The following is a 22,349-nucleotide window of genomic DNA, read 5'->3' as shown; positions in this document are numbered from 1 at the left end:
CAATATTTATGTCCATATCGAAACACGATGGCATCTTGCCGTTGCGATGCCTGAAGATGACCCCGTGACCGCACCTATCCATATCCTCGTCGTTGACGACATCGCGCAAAACCTGGTCGCCGCCGAAGCCGTGCTGGCACGGCCCGGTATTGTCATCCTGAAGGCAAACTCTGGCGCGCAAGCGCTGGAATTGCTGTTGACGCATGAAGTGGCGCTGGCCCTGATCGACGTGCAAATGCCGCAGATGGATGGCTTCGAGCTGGCCGAGCTGATACGCGGCAGCGAACGCACGCGCAGCATTCCCCTGATTTTCCTCACGGCCGCGTCGCGCGAGCCGAGCTACAGCTTCCGCGGCTACGAGGCGGGCGCCGTCGATTTCCTGTACAAGCCCATCGACGTGAAAGCCTTGCAAAGCAAGGTGGCCGTGCTCGTCCAGCTGTACCAGCAGAAGCGCGAATTGTCGGCCCAGCTCGACGAGCTCAAGCATGCCTTGCACCTGAACGAGCTGTTCACGGCCGTGCTGGGCCACGACTTGCGCACGCCCTTGTCCGTCGTGATGAACGGCGCCATGCTGTTGCCGATGATGAGCGACCACCCGAAGGTGATCGTCACGGCGCAGCGCATCGAAAGCAGCGCCAAGCGCATGGGGCGCATGGTCGACCAGTTGCTGGACCTGGCGCGCATCCGTTCCGGCACGATGGAGTTGCGCAGTAGCACGCACGACTACCTGGCGCTGGCGCGCGCCATCGTCGAGGAGTGCGAGACGGCAGGGCAGGCCCCGCTTGTCGAAGTCAGCAGCGTGGGCGACCTGCACGGTCAATGCGATGCGGGCCTGCTGTCGCAAGTCATGTCGAATCTGTTAAACAATGCCATCACGCATGGCGAGGCGGGGGCGCCCGTGCAACTGGCCCTCGATGGACGGGATGCCGAGCGCATCGAGTTGCGCATCGCCAATCGCGGCGTTATCCCCCCCGCCTTGCTGCCGACCCTGTTCGAGCCATTCCAGCAAGCGGGCGAGAAGCGCCGGACGGGGCAGGGCCTGGGACTGGGCCTGTACACGGTGAACATGTTCGTCAAGGCCCACGGCGGCACGGTCGAGATCAGTTCGACGGCCGCGCAGGGCACGCTGGCGACCGTGCGCATCCCGCGCCAGTGCCAGGTGTGCGTGCAAGCGGGACTGGCCACATGAGCGCGCCAGCCTGGCCGCGCGGCGGCGGCAGCATGGGCGAGCTGGTGCGTCAGCACGACTGGTCCGCCACCAGCCTGGGCCCGCTCGATGGCTGGCCCGCCCATTTGCGCACCAGCGTCGACATCGTGCTCAATTCGCCGATGGCGATGGTGCTGATGTGGGGCCCGCAGCACGTGATGATTTACAACGACGACTACATCCAGATCGCAGGCGAGCGCCATCCGGCGGCGCTGGGCGGCACGGTGCCGGGCATCTGGCCCGAAATCTGGGACTGGAATGCGCGCATCCTCGACGCGGGGCTGCGCGGCGAGACGCAGGTGCACCGCGAATGCTGCTTGCCGCTGTTGCGCGGCGGACAGCGCGCCGACGTCTGCTTCGACCTGTTTTATACGCCCGTGCATGGCGCCAACGGCCAGGTGGACGGCGTGCTGTGCACGGCGCTGGAATTGACGGCGCGCATGGAAGAGGGGCGCCAGCTGAAGCTGGCCACGGCCGAGCTGGGCAAACTCAATACGACCTTGCAGGCCGAGAGCGAGGCCGTGCGCGCGGCCAACCGCCGCCTGGGCGAGGAGCGCGCGCTGCTGCGCGCCCTGTTCCAGCAGGCGCCCAGCTTCATGGCCTTGCTGCGCGGACCGCAGCACGTGTTCGAACTGGCGAATGAACATTATCTGCGCCTGGTCGGCCACCGCGATTTGCTGGGCAAGACGGTCGAAGCGGCCTTGCCAGAAGTCAAGGAGCAAGGTTTTATTGCGCTGCTCGATCAGGTCTACCGCACGGGCGAAGCGTACGAAGGGCGCCAGGTGACCGTGGATCTGCGGACGGCGGACGGGCAGACGGGCCAGCGCCAGATCGATTTCGTCTACCAGCCCATCAAGGATGACGAGGGCGTGGTCACGGGCATTCTCGTCGAAGGCATCGACGTCACCGAGCGCATGGAAGGCGAGGAGCGTTTGCGCCTGGCCCAGCAGGCAGGCGGCATCGGCACCTTCGAATGGTTCCCCGAGACGGGCGCGATGCTGGTGTCGCCCACCTTCCGCCGCCTGTGGGGCATCGGCGACGAGGAGGACGTGACGGAAGGCCTGCTGGTGAGCCTGGTCGACGCGCGCGACCAGCAAAAGGTTGGACCGAGCAAGCTTGACGTGGCGCCCAATCCCCTCGAATACGTGGAGTACCGCATCCGCCGCCCGGCCGATGGGGCGCTGCGCTGGATCGCGCGCCAGGGCGAGGTGGTGGCCGGCCGCGTGCCGGGCCAGCGCCGCTACGTGGGTGTGTCGTTCGACGTGACGGAGCGGCGCCAGATCGAGGATGAACTTTACGCCAGCCAGGAGCGCATGGCGGCCATTTTCGGCCAGGCTTCGGTGGGCTTGTCCGAGCTGGGCCTCGACGGCCGTTTCCAGAGGGTCAACGGCGCCCTGTGCTGCATGCTGGGCCGGTCCGCCGAGGAACTGCTGAGCCTGAACATGAACGACATCATGCATCCGGCGGACGTGCCCGGCAATAGCGTGCTGTTCCGGCGCCTCGTGGAAACGGGCGAGTCGTTCTCGCTGGAAAAGCGCTACCTGAAGCCCGATGGCTCGCAAGTGTGGGTCTCGAGCAATGTCAGCCGCCTGGTCGATGAGCAGGGTCATACGCGCTCTTTGATCGCCGTCAAGACGGATATCACGGACCGGCGCCGCGTGGAAAAAGCGCTGCATGAATTGAACGAAACGCTGGAACACCGGGTCGAACAGGAAGTCAATGAGCGCACCAAGGCGGAAGACGCGCTGCGCCAGGCGCAAAAGATGGAAGCCGTGGGCCAGCTGACGGGCGGCATCGCGCACGATTTCAATAATGTGCTGCAAATCATTTCGGGCAATTTGCATTTGCTGCAGCACCTGGCGGGCACGGATGGCTTGATGCGCCAGCGCCTCGACACGGCGATTGCTGCCGTCGAGCGGGGTGCCAAGCTGTCGTCGCACCTGCTGGCGTTTGCGCGGCGCCAGCCCTTGCAACCGGTCGTGGCCGACCTGTCGCGCGTGGTGCGCAACATGGATGCGCTGCTGCGGCGCGCCCTGGGCGAAGCGATCGACATCGTGCTGGTGGGCGGCGGCGGGCTGTGGAATACCCTGGTCGACCGCAGCCAGATCGAGAACGTGATCCTCAACCTGGCCATCAATGCGCGCGACGCCATGGATGGCGCGGGCAAGCTGACCATCGAGCTGGGCAACGTCGTGCTCGACGAGCAGTATGTGCACAACCTGGTCGACGTGCCGGCCGGCCAGTACGTGATGCTGTCGGTGACGGACACGGGCCGAGGCATGAGCGGCGCCGTGCTGCAGCGCGCGTTCGAGCCGTTTTTCACGACCAAGCCGGAAGGCGCGGGCACGGGCCTGGGCTTGTCGATGGCGTATGGCTTTGTCACGCAAAGCCGTGGCCATATCCGCATTTACAGTGAACCTGGCGTGGGCACGGGAGTCAAAATCTATTTGCCCCGTTCCCTGATGGCGGAAGCGGACGAGGAACTGGAATTGAGCGGCGTCGTCACGGGCGGCACGGAAACCGTGCTCGTGGTGGAAGACGACGTGGGCGTGCGCACGACCGTCGTCGACATGCTTGGCGCGCTCGGCTACAAGGTGCTCAAGGCCGAGGATGGCGAAAGCGCGCTGGCCGTGCTGCACAGCGGCGCGCAGATCGATTTGCTGTTTACGGACGTGATCATGCCCGGTCCCGTCAGCAGCACGGAGATGGCGCGCCAGGCGCGCGAGTTGCAGCCCGATATCGCCGTCTTGTTTACGTCGGGCTATGCGCAGGACGTCATCGTGCACGAGGGGCGTCTCGACGCGGGCGTGGAATTGCTCAGCAAGCCGTACCGGCGCGAAGAGCTGGCGCGCAAGCTGCGCCACGTGCTGGCCAACCGCCAGCAGCAAATGCGCGCGCGCCAGTTCGAGCGGTCCGGCGCACCGGTGACCGGCACCCAGGCGGGTGGTGGCCTGGCGGCCAGCGTGCTGGCAGGCGGCACGCCGGGGCTGGACTTGACGGGGCATGCGCCAGAACCGCAGGGGGACATGCCGACATCGATGAAGATACTCGTGGTGGAAGACAATCTCGATTCGCAGCTGATGGTGTGCGAACTGGTGGGCATGCTGGGCCACACGGTCAGCGGCGTGTCCGATGGCGAGGCGGCGTGGAAATTGCTCAACGAGCAAGACTTCGATATCCTGTTTACGGATGTCAGCCTGCCCGGCATGTCCGGCATCGCGCTGGCGCGCATGGTATTGCGCGATAAACCTGGCATGCGCATCATCTTTTCCACGGGCTATGGCAAGGAGTCGATGGATGAGCTGGGCTTTTCCGCCAGCGTCTTGCGCAAGCCCTATGATTTGCTGGAGTTGCAAGCGGCACTCGACCAACCCTGACGGGCATGCGCCGGCACGGCTTGCCCGTCTCACACGCAGAGGCAAGGATGACTCCTGAACTGACGATGCTGGCTTGTACCCTCGTGCTGGCGCTGGTGCAAATCCTGCTGCCCGCCCTGTTTCGCACGCGCGAAACGGGCACGGCCTATAACGTGAGCGCGCGCGACGGCGACGGCCCGCCCGTGGGCAAGATCACGGGCCGCTTGCGGCGGGCCCAGGCGAACCTGTTCGAAACCCTGCCCCTGTTCGCCGCCGCCGTGCTGATCGCCCACGTGACGGCGCAGGAAAGCGCGCTGACCCTGTACGGCGCCGCCCTGTACCTGGCCGCGCGCGTGCTGTATCTGCCCCTGTACGCGTTCGGCGTGCCTGTCGTGCGCACGCTCGTGTGGTGCGTGTCGATAGCCGGCTTGCTGATGCTGTTCTGGGCCATCCTCTTTGCTTCCTGAATTCCTACGTCAGCTGTGGAGCCCGTCCTATGGCGGTGCGCCGGGCCCGGCCGTAAAGTAGCTGCAGCCAGGCGCACGGGCGCCGGCATGGCGGTTTTACTTTTGGGATGGCAATGATGCAGGCTATTGCGAACAAGTCCGGTCGACACATTCAGCGCCTGCTGCGCTCCGTTTTTGGCGTGGCGCGGCTGCGCGCGGGCCAGCAGGACGTCATCGACAGCGTGCTGGCCGGGCGCGATACCCTGGCAATCATGCCCACCGGCAGCGGCAAGTCGCTGTGCTACCAGTTGCCCGCCGCGCTATTGCCGGGCGCGACCCTGGTCGTGTCGCCGCTGATTTCGCTGATGAAGGACCAGCTGGAAAAGCTGCACGAACTGGGCATCACGGCCGTGCAGCTCAACAGCAGCCTGTCGCGCGCCGAGGAGGGAGACGCCCTCGCGCGCATCGCCCAGGGCGGCAGGCTCATTATCTTTTGCACGCCGGAACGCCTGGCGATGCCCGACTTTCTGTCCCTGCTGGCCAGCGCGCCGCCCAGCCTCGTCGTCATCGATGAAGCCCATTGCATCTCCCAGTGGGGCCACGATTTCCGTCCCGCCTACCTGGAAATCGCGGCCGCCCTGCGCGCGCTGGGCCGCCCACCCGTGCTGGCGCTGACGGCCACGGCCACGGGGGAAGTGATAGCCGATATCGACACGCAACTGGAAGCGCGCAAGTTGCAGGTCATCAATACGGGCATCTACCGCGCCAATTTGCGCTACCGCGTGATCCAGGTCACGAATGCGGGAGAGAAGCAGGACGAAGTCCTGCGCCTGCTGCGCGAGACAGCCGGCGTGGGCATCGTGTATGCGGCCACCGTCAAGGCCGTCGAAGAGCTGGCGGCGCGGCTGGGGGAGCTGGGCGAGAGCGCCACCTGCTACCACGGCAAGCTGGCGGCCCGCGAGCGCAAGCACAACCAGGACTTGTTCATGAATGGCGAGCGCCGCATCATGGTCGCCACCAACGCGTTTGGCATGGGCATCGACAAGCCCGACACGCGCTTCGTCATCCACTTGCAGGTGCCGGCCAACCTGGAAGCGTACTACCAGGAATCGGGCCGGGCAGGGCGCGACGGCTTGCCCGCCGACTGCACCTTGCTGTATTTTCAGGAAGACAAGCGGGTGCAGCAATTCTTCCTGGCCAAGCACTATCCCACGGCCGAAGAACTGGCCGCCATCGTGGCGGCCGCGCAGGAATTGCCCGCCACGTTCGCGTTCGCCGCGCTGGCAGCGCGCCTGCCCGAGTTTTCCGATGGTCATCTGAAGGTCTGCCTGAAACTATTGAAAGACGGCAAGCTGCTGCGCCAGGACCGCAAGCTCGGCTACAGCTTGAAAGCGCCATCGCCCGCCACGCCTTCCTATGCGCAACTGGCGCAGATCTATGTCGACAAGCAGGAGCGCGACAAGCAGGCGCTCGAGCAGATGGTGGCGTACGCGCAAAGCGGCCTGTGCCGCTGGAAACTGCTGCTCGACTATTTTGGCGATGCGGGCGATTTCGAGCGCTGCTGCAACTGCGACAATTGCCAGTCGCCGCCCGCGCTGGCCGCACCCATCTCCCTGGACGAGTTCCCGCCAACGCCTGCTGAAGCACCCGCGCCGGCGACGCCCCAGATTGCCGTCGGCAGCCGCGTGCGCGTGCCCCGCTACCAGATCGGCACCGTGCTGTCCGTGGCGGGCGACCAGATCACCATTGCCTTTCCGGAAAACACCACGCGCACCTTCATGGCGGAGTTCGTCGTCCCCGCGTGAAGCCATGGTGCGCTGCCGAACAGTGATCTGGCGCAAGCGCGCTAGAATCGGCCCATTCCAACGCGCTTTTTTAACGCAGGGGGCAGGGCATGGCAGACATGGTGGTGGTGCGCAAGGAAGGCTTGTACTGTGTGCCGGGTCGGTTTTACATCGACCCGTGGCGCCCCGTCGAGCGCGCCATCATCACGCATGCGCACGCCGACCATGCAAGAGTTGGCCACCGGCATTACCTGTGCGCCGCGCCCGGCGAGCAAGTATTGCGCGCGCGCCTGGGCGCCGTGTCCATCCAGGGCCTCGCGTATGGCGAGACCATCGACCACCACGGCGTGCGCGTGTCGCTGCACCCGGCCGGCCACGTGCTGGGCTCGGCCCAGGTGCGCATGGAAGTCGGTGGCGAAGTGTGGGTGGCGTCGGGCGACTACAAGCTGCAGCCCGACCCCACTTGCGTACCGTTCGAACCCGTGCGCTGCGATACTTTTATTACGGAATCGACGTTCGGCCTGCCCATCTACCGCTGGCAGGCGCCGCAGGAAGTGTATGACGACATCAACCAGTGGTGGCGCAGGAATGCGGCCGAAGGGCGCACCAGCGTGCTGTTCTGCTATGCCTTCGGCAAGGCACAGCGCATCCTCGCGGGACTCGATCCTTCCATCGGCCCCATCATCTGCCATGGCGCGGCGCAAGCGCTGACGCAGGTCTACCGCGAATCGGGCGTGGCCTTGCCCGCCACCGTGATGGTGGGCGACGTGACGGACAAGGCGGCCCTGAAGACGGCGATGGTGATCGCGCCCCCGTCGGCCGCCGGGTCGCCATGGATGAAGCGTTTCGGCGACTACAGCGATGCCTTCGCCAGCGGCTGGATGCTGCTGCGCGGCGCGCGCCGGCGGCGTGGCGTGGACCGGGGTTTCGTCCTGTCCGACCATGCCGACTGGCCCGGCCTGATGCAAGCGATCAAGGCCACGCAGGCCGAACGCATCATCGTCACGCACGGCTCGATTCCCGTGATGGTGCGCTGGCTGCAGCAGAACGGCTGGCAGGCGGGCGGCTTCGAGACGGAGTATGGCGACGATGAAGCCGATGACGGCGTGCCCGGTGCGTCCACGGCAGCGGAGGACGCCGCCCATGCGTGACTTTGCCCGGCTGTACGCGGAACTCGACGAGACGACCTCCACCAGCCGCAAGCTGGCGGCGCTGCAAGCGTATTTTCGCAGCGCATCGCCCGAGAATGCGGCCTGGGCCGTGTACTTCCTGGCCGGCGGCAAGCCGCGCCAGGCCGTGCCCACCAAATTGCTGCGCGAGTACGCGACCGAGCGGGCGGGCCTCGATGCCTGGCTGTTCGACGAGGCCTATCACGCCGTGGGCGACCTGGCCGAAACCATCGCCCTGATCCTGCCCGCGCCGGGCAAGCGCAGCGACGTCGGCCTGGCCGAGTGGGTCGAGCAGCGCATCGCACCGTTGCGCGGCGCGCCGCCCGACACCATCCGCGCCGACTTGCTGGCCTACTGGGACGAGCTGGAAACGCGCGAACGCTTCCTGCTGATCAAACTGATCGGCGGCGGCTTTCGCGTGGGCGTGTCCAAACTGCTGGTGACGCGCGCGCTGGCGTCGATTGCCGCCGTTAACAGCAAGCTGATCGCCCAGCGCCTGATGGGCTGGACCGATGGCAAGGTCAGCCCCACGGGCGCGGGCTTTCTCAAACTGATCGCCGCGCAGTCCGATGGCGAACATGCGCTGCGCGGCGGCCAGCCGTATCCATTTTTCCTCGCCCATCCCTTGCAGGCGGAGCCGCAGAGCCTCGGTGACATCGGCGACTGGCTGGCCGAGTGGAAATACGACGGCATGCGTGCCCAGCTGCTGCGCCGCGAGGGCGTGAACTGGCTGTGGTCGCGCGGCGAGGAATTGATCACGGAGCGCTTTCCCGAACTGGCACAGCTGGCTTTGCCCGAGGGCACCGTGCTCGATGGCGAAATCCTCGTCTGGCAGCCGGGCGACGTGCCGGCGCCATTTGCTGACTTGCAACAGCGCATGGGCCGCAAGAGCGTGTCGCCCAAGTTGCTGGCCGGGCTGCCGGCCGTGCTCGTGGCCTACGATGTGCTGGAAATGGATGGCGTGGACGTGCGCCAGCTGCCCCAGCTCGAGCGCCGCGCGCTGCTGGAAACGGTGGTGGCCGGCGTCGGTTCTGACGCGCTGCGTTTGTCGCCGCGCATAGCGGCGGCAAGCTGGGAGGCGCTGGCGGCCATCCGCGCCGAATCGCGGGCGCGCGGCGTGGAAGGCATGATGCTCAAGGCCAAGTCGGCCGCGTATGGCGTGGGCCGCACGAAAGACGTGGGCACCTGGTGGAAGTGGAAGATCGACCCGTACTCGATCGACGCCGTGCTGATCTACGCCCAGGCGGGCCACGGCCGGCGCGCGTCGTTGTACACGGATTACACGTTTGCCGTGTGGGATGACGTAGCGGAAGGCGAGCGCAAGCTGGTGCCGTTCGCCAAGGCGTATTCGGGCTTGACGGATGCGGAAATCGGGCAAGTCGATGCCGCCATCCGCAAGACGACGATAGAAAAATTCGGCCCCGTGCGCAGCGTCCAGCCGACGATGGTGTTCGAGATCGGCTTCGAGGGCATCGCCGCGTCCAGCCGCCACAAGGCGGGCATCGCCGTGCGCTTTCCCCGCATCCTGCGCCGGCGTGACGACAAGGCCGTCGCCGACGCGGACACCCTGGCCACCCTGAAGGCCATGCTGGCCCAGGCCACATGAGCAAAAGCGCGCTGGCGCAGCGCATCGATGCCTGGTTTGCCGCGCGCGGCTGGGCCGTGTTCCCGTTCCAGCGCGCCGTCTGGCGCGCGGCAGCACAGGGCCAGTCCGGCCTGCTGCATGCGAGCACGGGCTCGGGCAAGACCTACGCCGTCTGGTTCGGCGCCTTGCTGCGCGCCGAGCGACTACAACGCAAGGGACGAAAGCAGGGCTTGCGCGTGCTGTGGATCACGCCCATGCGGGCGCTGGCGGCCGACACGGTGCGCGCCTTGCAGGCGTCCGGCTCGGAACTGGCGCCCGGCCGGCGCATCGAGGCGCGCACGGGCGACACGAGCGCCGCGCAGCGGGCACGGCAGGCGAAGGCCTGGCCCGAGGTGCTCGTCACGACGCCGGAAAGCCTGTCCCTGATGCTGAGCCAGGCGGATGCCCGCGAACGTTTCAGCCTGCTGGAAACCGTGATCGTCGACGAGTGGCACGAATTGATGGGCAGCAAGCGCGGCGTGCAGGTGCAGCTGGCGCTGGCCCGCTTGCGCCGCTGGCATGGCGCATTGATGACGTGGGGCCTGTCGGCCACCCTGGGCAATCTGCAGCAGGCGCAGGACGTCTTGCTGGGCGAGGAAAACGCCGGCGTGCTGGTCGAAGGCAAAGTCAAGAAGCGCATCCTCGTCGACAGCCTGATTCCCGTCAACCCCACACGCTTTCCCTGGGGCGGCCACCTGGGCATCCAGATGCTGCAGCCCCTGATCGCCGAGATCGAGGGTAGCGCCACCACCCTGGTGTTTACCAACACGCGATCGCAAGCCGAGCTGTGGTATCAGCATTTGCTCGAGGCGCGGCCCGACTGGGCGGGCTTGATCGCCCTGCACCACGGTTCGCTGGACCGCGAAGTGCGCGATTGGGTCGAGCAGCACCTGAAAACGGGCGAGCTGAAAGCCGTCGTGTGCACGTCCAGCCTGGACCTGGGCGTCGATTTCCTGCCCGTCGAGCGGGTGCTGCAAGTGGGCAGCGCGAAAGGCATCGCGCGCCTGGTGCAGCGGGCCGGGCGCAGCGGTCACGCGCCGGGGCGCATTTCGCGCGTGACCCTGGTGCCCACCAACAGCCTGGAATTGCTGGAAGCGGCCGCTGCCCGCACTGCCCTGGCGCAAGGCCACCTGGAAGCGCGGCCCGTGCCGGACAAGCCGCTCGACGTGCTGGTGCAGCACCTGGTGACGATCGCGCTGGGCGGCGGTTTCCAGTCTGCCGAGCTGTACGCGGAAGTGCGCGCGGCCTGGTCGTATCGCCACCTGACCCCGGACGAGTGGCAATGGGCGCTCGATTTCGTCGCGCGCGGTGGGCAAAGCCTGACCGTGTATCCGGAATACCGCAGAGTGCTGCCGGACGAGGAGGGCGTGTACCGCGTGCCCGACGTGGCGCTGGCGCGGCGCCACCGCATGAGCATCGGCACCATCGTGTCGGAGGCGGCGATCCAGGTCAAGTTCCTCGGTGGCGGCCGCATCGGCAGCATCGAGGAATCGTTCATCGCGCGCCTGAAGCAGGGCGACCATTTTCTGTTTGGCGGGCGCATCCTGGAATTCGTGCGCGTGCACGAGATGACGGCCTACGTGCGGCGCGCAACAGGCAGCCGCGGCGCCGTGCCGCGCTGGCAGGGCGGCAAGATGCCGCTGTCGTCGGAACTGGCGCACGCCGTGCTGGACCAGTTGCAGCTGGCGCAGGAAGGCAAGACCAGCGGTCCGGAAATGCGGGCGCTGGCGCCGCTGCTGGCCATCCAGCAGGCATGGTCGAGCCTGCCCACGCGCGCGACCCTCTTGCTCGAAACCCTCTCCAGCCGCGAAGGCCATCATTTGTTCGTGTATCCGTTTGCGGGACGCTCCGTGCACCTGGGCCTGGCGTCCTTGCTGGCCTACCGCATCGCGCGCGTGCAGCCGGCAACCTTGTCGATCGCCGTCAACGATTACGGCTTTGAATTGCTGGGTGCGGACGATATCGATTTTGCGCCGCTGTTGACGGGCGCCAGCGGCGCCGACCTTGCCCTGTTCAGCACGGACAACTTGCTCGAAGACGTGCTGGCCAGCCTGAATGCGACGGAGCTGTCGCAGCGGCGCTTCCGCGAAATCGCCCGCATCGCCGGATTGGTGTTCCAGGGCTATCCGGGCCAGCCGAAAAGCGCGCGCCAGTTGCAGGCCTCGTCTTCGCTGTTCTTTGAAGTGTTCCGCAAGCACGATGCGGCCAATCTGCTGCTCACGCAGGCGCAGCGCGAAGTGCTGGAACAGGAGCTGGAATTGACGCGCTTGCGCGCCACCTTGCGCGAGCTGCATGGCAGGAGCATCAGCCTGCAAGCGCTGGAGCGGGCCTCGCCATTTGCCTTCGGCCTGATGGTCGAGCGCTTCCGCGAACAGCTGACGACGGAGAAGCTGTCGGACCGGGTGGCGCGCCTGGTCAGCGCGCTGGAAAAGGCAGCCGCATGAGCGGCTCGCAAGCGCACTGCGTGGTGGAGCTGGCCGGCGAGATTCTGTGGCTGCTGGCGCACAAGGCAGTGTACTGGCCGGCGCGCAAGATGTTGGTCATCGCCGACATTCATTTTGGCAAGGCGGCCGCGTTTCGCGCGCTGGGCGTGCCCGTGCCGCGCGGTACCACGACGCAAAACCTGCTGGCGCTCGACGCCTTGCTGGCCAGTTACGCCTGCGAGGAAATCGTCTTTCTCGGCGATTTTTTGCACGCGCGCGCCGCCCATGCGCCCGCTACCGTCGCGGCCATGCTGGCCTGGCGTGCGCGCCATCGGGACCTGCGCTTGACGGTAGTGCGCGGCAACCACGATGCGCATGCGGGCGACCCGGCCGCCGCGCTGGGGATACGCATGGTCGATGAACCGCACCAGGTGGGCAAGCTGTCGTTCTGCCATCATCCCGATACCGTGGCGCCCGCTTACGTGCTGGCCGGTCACGTGCATCCCGTGTTCCACTTGCGCGGAGATATTGGCGGCTTGCGCCTGCCGTGTTTTCTGTTGGGCCGACAGCGCGCCATCCTGCCTTCGTTTGGCGCCTTCACGGGTGGCCATGCGGTGCGCCCGGGCGTTGGCGAGCGCGTCTACGTGACGGCCGATGCGGCGATTTTCCCGCTGCCCGCAAACTGCTGAGTGTCTGGTACTTTTGGTGGAAAACTAAAAGTAACTACACTACCGTAGGCGGGACTCATCCTACATGCGCTCTTGCCATCCTCCTATTTCTTGTGGCCCATGCGCGCACTAAGATGACGGTTCCCTTGCCATGCGAGGGGGAAGATTTGCATGGTTTGCATTGTTTTTTGCATTGTTTCTGATTCCATCGATCAAGGAGATCATCATGGCCACATCGAGCGACAATAAACAGCAAGGTAATAAAACCAGTAGCAGCAGTAGCGGCGGCAACAAGCAAAGCGATACCAGCAAACGGGGTTTCGCTTCCATGGACCCCGCCCAGCAGCGTGAAATCGCCAGCGAAGGCGGACGTGCCGCGCATGAAAAAGGCACGGCCCATGAATTCACGTCGGAAGAGGCACGCCGCGCAGGCAGCCAAAGCCACAAGAACGATGCCAACCGGCAAAGCGCTTCCAGCTCCAGCGGTTCGCGCGACAATGCCAGCATGAACCAGGATGGCGGCCGCGACAGTGGCAACAAGCAAAGCGGCGGTTCGGGTTCCAGCTCGGGGTCGCGCAACAAGTAGTGTCTGGTAAGCACTAGCATGGCCCTGGCCAGCGGCAAGCAGGCACGCCGCTGGCCAGGGCCACGCTTGTTTGGCTACCGCTGGCGACCGCAAATTTTTGATGCAATGCAGCAGGCATGGACTATGATGAAATAGCGCCGGCCACGGCGCACGCGCAGTCAATTTTTAACGCGCAGTCAATTTTTATTTACTCATGCACTCACGTACTCACGATCAGGGAGAAGATGATGGGCAACTCCACTACGCCGCAGCCCGGCAATAGCCAGGGTGGCGCGCCGTCCATGGCAGGCAACAAGCAAAGCACGGCCGACTCGGCCGAAAACTTTGTGCTGGTCGATAGCGAGCAAGGCCTCGATATCGGCGACGATCTGTTTTCCATCGGCGAAGTGCGGCGCGCCGACCGCTTGCCCCATCACCAGTCCGGCGCCGCAGGCCAGAGCCGGCAGAGCGCCGACGATGCGCCCGACACCACGGGCACTACGGGCGTGTGAGCTTTCCATCCTGACTTTCTGATCATCCCCGCAAGGCCAGCCGCAGATGTGTTCGCGCATGCCGGCTGGCCATTCCCGCATGCGCACTCCTTCTTAAAAATAAGCTGGTGTTGCTACAGATCGACCCGGCCGTGTTCGCCCATATCCTTCGGCGGCTCGCCCGTGATGGCGGCCTTGGCCATTTCATAGAATTGCATCATCTTGCTGGCGCTGCTATCCCAGTATTCGGCCGACTGTATCGTCACCTTGATCAGCGACAGCTTCGGATCGTCGAGTCCGCCCGGGAACCAGGCTTTCACCAGCGGGTTCCACAATTCCTCCGCCTTGGCGCGGTCTTTCAGCAGCTGCGCATGGCCGCAGACGGAGACGTACAGGCTGTCGCCCGTGTCGACAAAGCTGACGTTGACTTGCGGATTGTTCGGCAAGTCGCGCGTGTAGGCGGCATCGTCCGAGACAAAAAACCAGATTTGCCCTTCGCTGTCGACCTGCTGCTGCGTCAACGGCCGGCTGGTGAGCGTGCGCATGTCGTCGCTCGTGGTCAGCATGCCGAATTTGACGTCCTTGATCTTGGCCGCGATGCTGGCCAGTTGTTCGCTGGAATACTGTTGCATGGGATGCTCCCTTGGTGGTTGTCCTGAACAACAGCATAGGCGGGCGTGGCAGTCGGTTCTGTACGGCAGCTTACGTAGCAGGCCAGCTTTGTTTCAAAGCTGTTACAAAACGCCGGCCCGGCGGGCGCCCCATGTCTTGACTTAATAAATGATAATCATTATCATTTGTTTGAAAATATCAGCATACACTTTGATTGAAGGATGGGAATGAAGCACACTGACTTGTCGCGCCACCTGGCCCGCTCCTTGCCGGAAGCGGACCATGAATAGTGCGGGCGCCGCCGACAAGGCCAGGAACAATGCCAGCCGCGCCGTCTGGCTGAAGAATCTGCACCAATGGCACTGGATCAGCTCGGCGCTTTGCCTGCTGGGCATGTTTCTGTTCGCCATTACGGGCATCACCCTCAACCACGCCGGCCAGATCGAAGCGAAGCCGGCGATCACGCGCCAGAAGGCCGAGCTGCCGGCGCCCCTCGTCACGGAACTGGCCGCCTATGCCGCCAGGCACGATGGCGCCAATACGCCCATGCCGGCTGCCGCCGAAGCCTGGCTCCAGCAGCAGTGGTCGCTTAATGCGGGCGGGCGTCCCGCCGAATGGTCAAGCGACGAAGTGTATTTGCCGCTGCCCAAGGCGGGGGGCGACGCCTGGGTGCGCATCGGCCTGGAAGACGGGGCCGCCGAATATGAATTGACGGACCGGGGCTGGGTGTCCTGGCTCAACGATGTCCACAAGGGCCGCAACACGGGCGTGGCCTGGAGCTGGTTCATCGATATCTTTGCTGGCGCCTGCATCGTGTTTTGCCTGACGGGGCTATTGATTTTGAAGTTCCATGCGGCCAACCGGCCATTTACCTGGCCGATGGTGGGCCTCGGTATCCTGATACCTTGCGCGATCGCCTTGCTGTTTATCCACTGATTTTTTTCCTTTTTTACAGGCACACCATGAAATTACGCTACTCCCTGGCGCTTGGCCTTCCCCTGATCGGTACGTCGGCGATGGCTGCCGACCTGTCCCTCAAGATTGAACTGCCGCAATTGAACGTGGCGGAATACCACCGTCCCTACGTGGCGGCGTGGCTGGAAACGGCGGACCAGAAGGTCGTTGGCAACCTGGCCGTGCTGTATGACGTGAAAAAGAAGGACAAGGCTGGTGAGAAATGGCTGAAGGACATGCGTCAATGGTGGCGCAAGAGCGGCCGCGACCTGGCCATGCCCGTAGACGGTGTCAGCGGCGCCACGCGCGCGCCCGGCGAACATACCCTGACTTTCCCTGGCGCCAAGGCCTTGCTCGACAAGCTGCCGGCCGGCGAATACCAGGTGGTGGTGGAAGCGGCGCGCGAAGCGGGCGGACGCGAACTGGTGCGCGTGCCGTTCCAGTGGCCGCTGAAATCGGCCCAGTCCGTGCCTGGCAAGGGCAAGGAAGAACTCGGCAATGTCGTCGTCCAACTCAAACCATAAGGCGCACATCATGTTCAATCGATTCAACAAATCCCTGATCGCCGTGGCCCTGGCCGGCCTGGCCATGAACGCCCACGCCCACCGCGGCTGGATGGTGCCATCGAGCACGATGGTGGAAAGCAAGGACGCCTGGGTGACGGTCGATGCGGCCGTGTCCGACGGCCTGTTCGAGATCGACCACCAGCCGCTGCGCCTGGACGCGCTGCAAGTGATCGGTCCGGACGGCGCGAAAGTCACGCCGGCGAACACGGTTACGGGCCGTTTGCGCAGCGTCTTCGACGTCAAAATGGAAAAGCCGGGCACGTACAAGGCAGCCATCGTGTCGCAAAACGTCATGGGCAGCTACAAGCTCAATGGCGAGCAGAAGCGTTTCCGCGGCAATGAAGAGACGTTCAGGAAGGAAGTGCCGGCCGACGCGCAAGAGCTGAAAATCACGCGCACGGCAGCGCGACTGGAAACCTTCTTCAGCAATGGCGAAACGAGCACGGAAGTGTTCAAGCCGACCGGCGTGGGCCTGGAATTCGTGCCCGTCACGCATCCGAATGACTTGCGCGCTGGCGAGAAGGCCACGTGGCGCTTCCTCGTCGACGGCAAGCCGGCGGCGAACCAGGCCTTCAGCCTCGTGCCAGGCGGCGTGCGCTACCGTGGCGTGCTCGGTGAAATTCGCCAGAGCACGGATGCCAAGGGCGAGATCACGTTTACGGTGCCGGCGGCCGGCATGTATTACCTGAGCAGCACCTGGCCAGCGGCCGCACCGGCCGTGGCTGGCCAGCCGCCGGTGATGCCCGAGCGCCGCATGACGTACGCGGCCACCGTGGAAGTGCTGCCGCAGTAAGCGGCGGCATCGTCACGAGAGCGCCGATGCGCCGGGTCCTGCTGCCGCAGCATATTTCCGATCATGCCGCGCCCTCCGGCGCCGTGATCCGGGACTTGCGTGGCCTGACCATGGGCACCAGCTGGTCGGTGCGCCTGCTCGAGTCCGCCATGCCGGGACGCGCGGGCAGCGCCGACTTGCAGCAGGGCTTGCAGCAGCAGCTGGACCTGGTGGTGGCGCAAATGAGCCACTGGAGCGACGAGTCCGACCTGGGCCGCTACAACCGGGCCGAGCCGGGCAGCTGGCACAGCCTGCCCGCCGCCTTTTGCGAAGTGCTGGGCTTTGCCATGCACGTGTCGCAAGCATCGGGCGGCGCCTACGACCCGTGCGCGGGCGCGCTTGTCAACCTGTGGGGCTTCGGTCCCCGCAAGCGTTATGACGAGCCCGGTTTTCTTCCTCCCAAGCACGACACCGTGGCCCTGTTGCTGGCGCAGCGCCAGCGCCGCCGCCTGGAGCTGGACTTGCCGGCCCGCCGCGCGCGCCAGCCCGGCGGCTTGCAGCTGGACTTGTCCGCCATCGCCAAGGGCTATGGCGTGGACCGCCTGGCCCGCTACCTGGACAGCCAGGGCATCCAGCATTACCTGGTCGAAGTGGGCGGCGAGCTGCGCGGCGCCGGCAGCAAGCCCGACGGCCAGCCGTGGTGGGTCATGCTGGAACAGGTCGATGGCGCCGATAGTGCCGATGATGCGCGGCATCCGGCGGAAATGCTGCTGGCGCTGCACGGCCTCTCCGTGGCGACGTCGGGCGACTACCGGCGTTTCTTCGAGGACGGCACGGTGCGTTTCTCACATACCATCGATCCGCGCAGCGGCATGCCGATCGCCAATCAACTCGCTTCCGTCACCGTCGTGCATGCGGAATGCATGGCGGCCGACGCCTGGTCGACGGCCCTGACCGTGCTGGGTGCCGAGGCCGGCATGGCGCTGGCCGAAGAGCAGGGCCTGGCCGCGCGCTTCCTGCAGCGCGATGGCCACGGCTACCGTGAAACGCTGAGCAGCCATATGCTGGCCATGCTCGACGAATGAATAGTTAATTCCATGATTTTTACGCACGATACGACGCGGCTGGCCTTGCTGGCCGCCCTGTCCCTCAGTTATGCGGGCGTGTGCCTGGCGCCCTGGCTGCGCGCGCGCGCCAAGCGCCGCGCGTCCGATGCGGCCAAGGAGGCGTTGGCCAACAGTCCCGCCTGGCTGTTGGCGTATGCGAGCCAGACGGGCAATGCCGAGGAACTGGCCACGCAAACGGCGCACAGCCTGCAGCTGGCCGGCATCCCCGTGCGCCTGTGCGCGCTGGCCGAAGTGACGGCCATCGACCTGCAGCAGGCCGAGCGGGCCCTGTTCCTGGTCAGCACGTATGGCGAAGGCGACGCGCCCGACAATGCGGCCGCCTTCATGGGCCGCTTGATGACGGGCGAGATTGCGCTGTCGCAATTGCATTATGCCGTGCTGGCACTGGGCGACCGCAGCTATGGCCAGTTCTGCGGCTTCGGCCGCGCGCTCGACGCCTGGCTGGCGGCGCAGGGCGCGTCGCGCCTGTTCGAGCGCATCGAAGTGGACCGCAGCGCGAATGCCGCCATCGAGCAATGGTTCCAGCACCTGAGCCACCTGGCCGGCACCAGCGACGCACCCGACTGGAGTGCGCCCGCGTTTGGCGACTGGCGGCTGACGCAGCGGCGCCACCTCAACCCTGGCAGCGCCGGCGGCGCCATCTATCACGTGGAACTGGCGCCCGTGGCCGGCAGCCTGCCGGAGTGGCAGTCGGGCGACCTGGTACAGGTGACGGCGCCCGCCGACCCATCGCAGCCGCGCGAATATTCGATCGCCTCGATCCCGTGCGATGGCGGCGTGCACTTGCTGGTGCGCCAGCATGCGCATCCCGATGGCAGCCTGGGCCTGGCCTCGGGCTGGCTTACGGCGCAGGCCAAGGTGGGCGACGTGGTGCAGCTGCGCTTGCGCCAGCACCGGCGTTTCCGTCTGGAAGACAATGCCCAGCGGCCATTGATTTTGATCGGCAACGGCAGCGGCATCGCCGGCTTGCGCGGGCATTTGAAAAGCCGCGTGCTGGCAGGGCAGCGGCGCAACTGGCTGATCTTTGGCGAACGCAATGTGGCCCACGATTTCCATTATCGTGAAGAGATTGAAGGCTGGCACGCCAGCGGCGACTTGCCGCGTCTGGACCTGGCGTTTTCGCGCGACCAGGCTGAACGGACCTACGTGCAGGACCGCCTGCGCGGCAATGCCGATGAAGTCAAGCTGTGGCTGGAGCAGGGCGCGGCCATCTATATTTGCGGCAGCCTGGCCGGCATGGCAGGCGGCGTCGACCAGGCGCTGCAAGAGATACTGGGCCGGTCCGCACTCGACGCGCTGGCAGCCGAAGGGCGCTACCGGCGCGACGTGTATTAGTCAGGAAGGGGCTGCTTAGGGTAGGGTGGCGGCCTGCGGTGCCGCTTCCATTTCCCCGCTCACTTCCTGCAAGCCGCGCGCCAGGCTCGAGATGCTGGGGTTGTCGATGAAGACGCAGCGCTTGCCCGTGCGCTTGCAATAATCCTTCACGCGCCAGTAGGCGCTGTGGCTGATGCAGCCCGTCTGGCAAATCACCAGGTCGGCCGCAGCCAGGCTCGAGTCGAGCAGGTTGGCATTGTCTTCCAGGCCGCCGTCGTGGTGGGCGAACTGCGCGCCGACCCGCTCGATCAGGGCGCGGTAAGTGGCGACATTGCCGCTGCGTCCGCCCACGCACAAGACGCTTTGATCGACGAGGCGGATCGGCATCTTCAGCTTGCCGCCCGTCGGCACTTCCAGCTTCGGCGCCGGTGGCGGCGCGACAGCGGCCGGGCGCGGCTGGGCCTGTTTCAATTCCGCGATTTGCTGGCGCAATTCCTTTTCGCGCTCATCCATTTGCGCCAGGCGCTCGACCAGGCGCGTGCGCGATTCCAGCGCGGGGATGGCGGCCTGCAATTGCGCCAGCTCCGCGCGCAAGCCATCGATGACGCTGTCCTTGCCGATGGCGTCGGCCCGCGTGCGCAGCAGCACGGCTTCCTGGCGTTCCAGCTCGCCCGTCTTTTCCATCAGTGCGGCCTGGCTGCGTTGTTGCAGCCTGGCCAGTTCCTGTGTCAGGCGCGCGTTTTCTTCCTGCAAGGCCGTAAATTTGCCCATGTCGGCCCGCACGCAGGCGCCGGCCTGGTGCTGGATCATGTGCAGGTCGCGGCACATCTGCTCTTCCAGTTCGGCGTCGCAGCGCGGGTGCGTCAGGCCGGCCCAGAAAGCGCCCGACACGTCGCCGTTGGCGACGGCCGTGCGCCACAGTTGCGCTACCTGCTCCGTAGTCCTGGCGCCGCGAAAGCGCAGGATCACGGGAGCGTAGCGGCGTTCGAGTTCCTTTTGCAGCGCTTCGGACAGGCGGTTGCGCGCGCCGCATTCCGTCACGGCGCCCACGTGTACTTCATAGTCGTCGGCCAGCACGCGCCCGCCCGTCATCTTGCCCACCAGCTTGCGCAGGTAGCCCAATGGCAAACCCACACCGACCAGCGGACAATGGCAGGTGTGCGACAGTTCCCACAGCCGGCGGCGGCGCGAAGCGAGCGCCGCCGTTTCCGTGCCGGCGTGGGCGCAATTGCTGATGACGGGCAGGGACTGATCTTTGTCACACATGGCGGTATCCTGTTGGGCGGTGGGGAGGTTGAAAAGGAATTATTGCGGCAGGGGTGAGGCAGGGCGTTTGGCGCTCAGCATGCGTGCCAGGCGCTCCAGCAAGGTGGTCTTCGGCGGCGTGGGCTGGTGCAGTGCCACGAGGGCGGCCCATTGCTGCGACAGTTGCTGGCAAGTCGCTTGCAGCACGGGGCTCAGGCCGGGCGAGCCGGCCAGCGCTTGCAGATGGCGTTCGATGACACCGGCCAGTTTCTCGCACGGACTGCCCGCATGGTAGTGCGACATCAGGTGCAGCACGGCCGACAGCAGCAATTCAGGCTGTTGGCCTTGCGGGGAAGGAAACATCGGGGAAGGTCGGTCGTGCGCCATCAAACACTCCTGTGCGGTGGTTTGGCTGGCTGCGCGCACGGGGCGCGACTGGCTGGCGAGTGTGGTGACTGGCTGCCGTGCTGCTTCAGGCAGTCAGGATCAGCTTGTTCAATTGGGTGACGCGCAGGCGATAGATCTTGCCGCTGTGCTCAATCTCCACTTCGCGGCCCTGCTGCAGCAGCGCTTCGCTGGTGATGCGGCGCGCAGGCTGGGCCATGCTGACGGGAGGACGGACGTGGGCGGTAGCGGCATCCTGGATCAAGGCTGGTTTTGAGCTTTGCATGTTAGGCTTTCTTTATCTCAGTTGAGAATGATTCGTATTTGCATTATTGTTGAATGTGGCCCGAAAAGCAAGGTTTATTTGTAGGGAATCCGCGCTTTTTTATGACGGCACGGCACCTTCGACGAGGAGGTCGTACAAAGGCGGCCGCTGGCGCGGCACGGAGGGGGAGGCGGCAGCAAAAAAGACCCGGCAAGGCGGTGCGCGCCTTGCCGGGTCAAGCCTGTGCCAAGCTGGAAGAAAGCGGGGTGACTTAAATAGTGGCCAGCAATTGCGCCGAGGCGGTGGCGGCCGCCGTGGTGTCGGCCTTGAGCTTGGCGGCGGCCAGCTGCTTGGCGCGCGAGCGCGAGGGCGGCAGGCGGCGCAGGGTTTTCAGGGCGTCCGGATCCTTGATGCCGATGGTGCGCTGGTCAACCGTGATCAGGCCGATTTCATTGAAGGCGGACAAGGTGCGGCTTACCGTTTCCAGGGTCAGTCCCAGGTAGCTGCCGATTTCATGGCGCGTCATGCGCAGGTTGAACAGCTTGCTCGAGTAGCCCATCTGCGCGAAGCGGTCGGCCAGCGAGACGAGGAAGCGCGCCACGCGGGCTTCGGCGCTCAAGGCGCCCAGCATGCCGATCATCGCCTGTTCGCGCACCAGTTCGCGGCTCATCACGCCGTACATGACGTTTTCCAGTTCCAGGTGCACGCGTCCCAGCGCCGTCAATTTCTTGAACGGCAGCAGGATCAGGTCGCAGTCGGACAGCGCCACCGCTTCCGAGGAGTAATGGCGCGAGTGGATGCCGTCGACGCCCAGCATGTCGCCCTTCATGGGAAAACTTAATACCTGTTCATTGCCGAATTCATCGATGAGCACGGTTTTCAGGAAGCCGGAATTGACGATGTACAGGGTGTCGAACGGCTGGCCGATGGTGTGCACGCGCTGGCCCGTCTTGAATTGCACGTGCTGGAACAGCAGTTCGTCGGCGGCGATGGTGCAGGCGCTGGAGATATGCAGCAGGTCGCACACCTCCTTCAGGTTCGACCAGAGCCGCCCCTGGCGCTGGCGCCCTGCTTCCATCGAGGAGGAGGGGGCCAGCGATGGGGCGGCAGCGCGGGTTTCGGGCGTTTGCGTGGACAGCATGTTCATCTCCTGGTGACAGGTAGTTCAGAGTTGAATGACGGGGTGTGCAGGACGGCGGGCAGGGAAGGGGCGGCGCGCGTCCAGGCAGGTAAAGCTCGATTCGCTGACGACTTGCTGTGTGATGAAATAACTTCCCAGCAACTTGATTACTGGTTTCAGTATGCCAACAACCGTATCCAATTAATATCAGCAGTGGCTGAATATGGCAGTAGGAGCTGCGGTAGGTGAAGTAGGAT

At 65.2% G+C, this 22,349-nt stretch carries 20 protein-coding genes; 15 read left to right on the top strand and 5 right to left on the bottom strand.

Features of this window, described 5'->3' with window-relative positions:
- Window positions 1-64: 64 nt before the first annotated feature.
- The 10 genes from BLU39_RS05380 to BLU39_RS05335 all read left to right on the top strand — a co-directional run bounded on the left by BLU39_RS05380 (window position 65) and on the right by BLU39_RS05335 (window position 13,754).
- Window positions 65-1,189 (top strand): hybrid sensor histidine kinase/response regulator, encoded by a 1,125-nt coding sequence (locus tag BLU39_RS05380; RefSeq protein ID WP_092711305.1) that lies wholly within the window; start codon window positions 65-67, stop codon window positions 1,187-1,189.
- Window positions 1,186-4,584 carry a hybrid sensor histidine kinase/response regulator gene (locus BLU39_RS05375; RefSeq protein WP_092710672.1) on the top strand — a complete coding sequence of 1,133 codons (3,399 nt, stop codon included), beginning with the start codon at window positions 1,186-1,188 and terminating at the stop codon, window positions 4,582-4,584. The genes BLU39_RS05380 and BLU39_RS05375 overlap by 4 nt, the downstream gene beginning before the upstream one ends.
- Before the next feature lie 47 nt (window positions 4,585-4,631).
- Window positions 4,632-5,030, top strand: a complete 399-nt coding sequence (locus BLU39_RS05370; RefSeq protein ID WP_034750597.1) for an MAPEG family protein — start codon at window positions 4,632-4,634, stop codon at window positions 5,028-5,030.
- A gap of 113 nt (window positions 5,031-5,143) precedes the next feature.
- Window positions 5,144-6,814, top strand: coding sequence for a RecQ family ATP-dependent DNA helicase (locus tag BLU39_RS05365; RefSeq protein ID WP_254788892.1), 1,671 nt, complete (start codon window positions 5,144-5,146; stop codon window positions 6,812-6,814).
- Window positions 6,815-6,903: 89 nt separating this feature from the next.
- Window positions 6,904-7,944 carry a ligase-associated DNA damage response exonuclease gene (locus BLU39_RS05360; protein WP_092710666.1) on the top strand — a complete coding sequence of 347 codons (1,041 nt, stop codon included), beginning with the start codon at window positions 6,904-6,906 and terminating at the stop codon, window positions 7,942-7,944.
- Window positions 7,937-9,568 (top strand): ATP-dependent DNA ligase, encoded by a 1,632-nt coding sequence (locus tag BLU39_RS05355; protein WP_092710663.1) that lies wholly within the window; start codon window positions 7,937-7,939, stop codon window positions 9,566-9,568. The genes BLU39_RS05360 and BLU39_RS05355 overlap by 8 nt, the downstream gene beginning before the upstream one ends.
- Entirely contained in the window at window positions 9,565-12,030 is a 2,466-nt protein-coding gene (locus BLU39_RS05350) for a ligase-associated DNA damage response DEXH box helicase (protein WP_092710660.1), read from the top strand. The genes BLU39_RS05355 and BLU39_RS05350 overlap by 4 nt, the downstream gene beginning before the upstream one ends.
- Window positions 12,027-12,698 (top strand): ligase-associated DNA damage response endonuclease PdeM, encoded by a 672-nt coding sequence (gene pdeM / locus BLU39_RS05345; RefSeq protein ID WP_092710657.1) that lies wholly within the window; start codon window positions 12,027-12,029, stop codon window positions 12,696-12,698. The genes BLU39_RS05350 and pdeM overlap by 4 nt, the downstream gene beginning before the upstream one ends.
- Window positions 12,699-12,903: 205 nt before the next feature.
- Window positions 12,904-13,263, top strand: coding sequence for a KGG domain-containing protein (locus BLU39_RS05340; RefSeq protein ID WP_034750907.1), 360 nt, complete (start codon window positions 12,904-12,906; stop codon window positions 13,261-13,263).
- Window positions 13,264-13,487: 224 nt separating this feature from the next.
- Entirely contained in the window at window positions 13,488-13,754 is a 267-nt protein-coding gene (locus BLU39_RS05335; protein ID WP_034750581.1) for a hypothetical protein, read from the top strand.
- Between the two features lie 113 nt (window positions 13,755-13,867).
- On the opposite strand, the gene BLU39_RS05330 is transcribed toward BLU39_RS05335, so the two are convergent.
- Window positions 13,868-14,365 carry a pyridoxamine 5'-phosphate oxidase family protein gene (locus tag BLU39_RS05330; protein ID WP_034750577.1) on the bottom strand — a complete coding sequence of 166 codons (498 nt, stop codon included), beginning with the start codon at window positions 14,363-14,365 and terminating at the stop codon, window positions 13,868-13,870.
- 262 nt (window positions 14,366-14,627) lie between these two features.
- Here BLU39_RS05330 and BLU39_RS05325 point away from each other — a divergent pair, with 262 nt between their 5' ends.
- The 5 genes from BLU39_RS05325 to BLU39_RS05305 are packed head-to-tail and all read left to right on the top strand — an operon-like array spanning window position 14,628 to window position 19,099.
- A complete protein-coding gene (locus tag BLU39_RS05325; RefSeq protein WP_092710654.1) occupies window positions 14,628-15,281 on the top strand; it encodes a PepSY-associated TM helix domain-containing protein in 654 nt (217 codons plus the stop codon).
- 26 nt (window positions 15,282-15,307) lie between these two features.
- A complete protein-coding gene (locus BLU39_RS05320; RefSeq protein ID WP_070221103.1) occupies window positions 15,308-15,823 on the top strand; it encodes a DUF2271 domain-containing protein in 516 nt (171 codons plus the stop codon).
- Window positions 15,824-15,833: 10 nt separating this feature from the next.
- A complete protein-coding gene (locus BLU39_RS05315; protein WP_092710651.1) occupies window positions 15,834-16,658 on the top strand; it encodes a DUF4198 domain-containing protein in 825 nt (274 codons plus the stop codon).
- A 26-nt stretch (window positions 16,659-16,684) separates the two neighbouring features.
- Complete coding sequence (locus BLU39_RS05310) at window positions 16,685-17,722, top strand: FAD:protein FMN transferase (RefSeq protein ID WP_092710648.1); 1,038 nt, start codon at window positions 16,685-16,687, stop codon at window positions 17,720-17,722.
- A gap of 12 nt (window positions 17,723-17,734) precedes the next feature.
- Window positions 17,735-19,099, top strand: coding sequence for a sulfite reductase subunit alpha (locus tag BLU39_RS05305; RefSeq protein WP_092710645.1), 1,365 nt, complete (start codon window positions 17,735-17,737; stop codon window positions 19,097-19,099).
- Between the two features lie 15 nt (window positions 19,100-19,114).
- On the opposite strand, the gene BLU39_RS05300 is transcribed toward BLU39_RS05305, so the two are convergent.
- From BLU39_RS05300 to BLU39_RS05285, 4 genes are all read right to left on the bottom strand, one after another.
- The gene (locus BLU39_RS05300) at window positions 19,115-20,344 is read right to left on the bottom strand and encodes a DUF2325 domain-containing protein (protein WP_092710642.1); all 1,230 of its coding nucleotides are present in this window, start codon (window positions 20,342-20,344) and stop codon (window positions 19,115-19,117) included.
- Between the two features lie 39 nt (window positions 20,345-20,383).
- Window positions 20,384-20,710 carry a hypothetical protein gene (locus tag BLU39_RS05295; RefSeq protein ID WP_092710639.1) on the bottom strand — a complete coding sequence of 109 codons (327 nt, stop codon included), beginning with the start codon at window positions 20,708-20,710 and terminating at the stop codon, window positions 20,384-20,386.
- An 85-nt stretch (window positions 20,711-20,795) separates the two neighbouring features.
- On the bottom strand, window positions 20,796-20,993 hold the full coding sequence (gene hemP / locus BLU39_RS05290) for a hemin uptake protein HemP (RefSeq protein WP_034750559.1): 198 nt from the start codon (window positions 20,991-20,993) through the stop codon (window positions 20,796-20,798).
- Between the two features lie 250 nt (window positions 20,994-21,243).
- Window positions 21,244-22,050 carry a Crp/Fnr family transcriptional regulator gene (locus BLU39_RS05285; protein WP_034783488.1) on the bottom strand — a complete coding sequence of 269 codons (807 nt, stop codon included), beginning with the start codon at window positions 22,048-22,050 and terminating at the stop codon, window positions 21,244-21,246.
- Window positions 22,051-22,349: the final 299 nt, after the last annotated feature.

This window comes from Janthinobacterium sp. OK676, assembly GCF_900103595.1.
Classification (GTDB): Bacteria; Pseudomonadota; Gammaproteobacteria; order Burkholderiales; family Burkholderiaceae_D; genus Janthinobacterium.
Note: the sequence above shows the minus strand (reverse complement) of the source record. Positions and strands in the feature narration are given on the sequence as shown.

Coding starts and splice junctions, on each gene's coding strand:
- pdeM (WP_092710657.1), top strand. CDS start 12,027: ATGAGCGGCTCGCAAGCGCACTGCGTGGTGGAGCTGGCCGGCGAGATT.
- BLU39_RS05365 (WP_254788892.1), top strand. CDS start 5,144: ATGATGCAGGCTATTGCGAACAAGTCCGGTCGACACATTCAGCGCCTG.
- BLU39_RS05285 (WP_034783488.1), bottom strand. CDS start 22,050: ATGGAAGCAGGGCGCCAGCGCCAGGGGCGGCTCTGGTCGAACCTGAAG.
- BLU39_RS05340 (WP_034750907.1), top strand. CDS start 12,904: ATGGCCACATCGAGCGACAATAAACAGCAAGGTAATAAAACCAGTAGC.
- BLU39_RS05305 (WP_092710645.1), top strand. CDS start 17,735: ATGATTTTTACGCACGATACGACGCGGCTGGCCTTGCTGGCCGCCCTG.
- BLU39_RS05295 (WP_092710639.1), bottom strand. CDS start 20,710: ATGGCGCACGACCGACCTTCCCCGATGTTTCCTTCCCCGCAAGGCCAA.
- hemP (WP_034750559.1), bottom strand. CDS start 20,993: ATGCAAAGCTCAAAACCAGCCTTGATCCAGGATGCCGCTACCGCCCAC.
- BLU39_RS05335 (WP_034750581.1), top strand. CDS start 13,488: ATGATGGGCAACTCCACTACGCCGCAGCCCGGCAATAGCCAGGGTGGC.
- BLU39_RS05370 (WP_034750597.1), top strand. CDS start 4,632: ATGACTCCTGAACTGACGATGCTGGCTTGTACCCTCGTGCTGGCGCTG.
- BLU39_RS05355 (WP_092710663.1), top strand. CDS start 7,937: ATGCGTGACTTTGCCCGGCTGTACGCGGAACTCGACGAGACGACCTCC.
- BLU39_RS05315 (WP_092710651.1), top strand. CDS start 15,834: ATGTTCAATCGATTCAACAAATCCCTGATCGCCGTGGCCCTGGCCGGC.
- BLU39_RS05350 (WP_092710660.1), top strand. CDS start 9,565: ATGAGCAAAAGCGCGCTGGCGCAGCGCATCGATGCCTGGTTTGCCGCG.
- BLU39_RS05330 (WP_034750577.1), bottom strand. CDS start 14,365: ATGCAACAGTATTCCAGCGAACAACTGGCCAGCATCGCGGCCAAGATC.
- BLU39_RS05310 (WP_092710648.1), top strand. CDS start 16,685: ATGCGCCGGGTCCTGCTGCCGCAGCATATTTCCGATCATGCCGCGCCC.
- BLU39_RS05300 (WP_092710642.1), bottom strand. CDS start 20,344: ATGTGTGACAAAGATCAGTCCCTGCCCGTCATCAGCAATTGCGCCCAC.
- BLU39_RS05360 (WP_092710666.1), top strand. CDS start 6,904: ATGGCAGACATGGTGGTGGTGCGCAAGGAAGGCTTGTACTGTGTGCCG.
- BLU39_RS05325 (WP_092710654.1), top strand. CDS start 14,628: ATGAATAGTGCGGGCGCCGCCGACAAGGCCAGGAACAATGCCAGCCGC.
- BLU39_RS05320 (WP_070221103.1), top strand. CDS start 15,308: ATGAAATTACGCTACTCCCTGGCGCTTGGCCTTCCCCTGATCGGTACG.
- BLU39_RS05375 (WP_092710672.1), top strand. CDS start 1,186: ATGAGCGCGCCAGCCTGGCCGCGCGGCGGCGGCAGCATGGGCGAGCTG.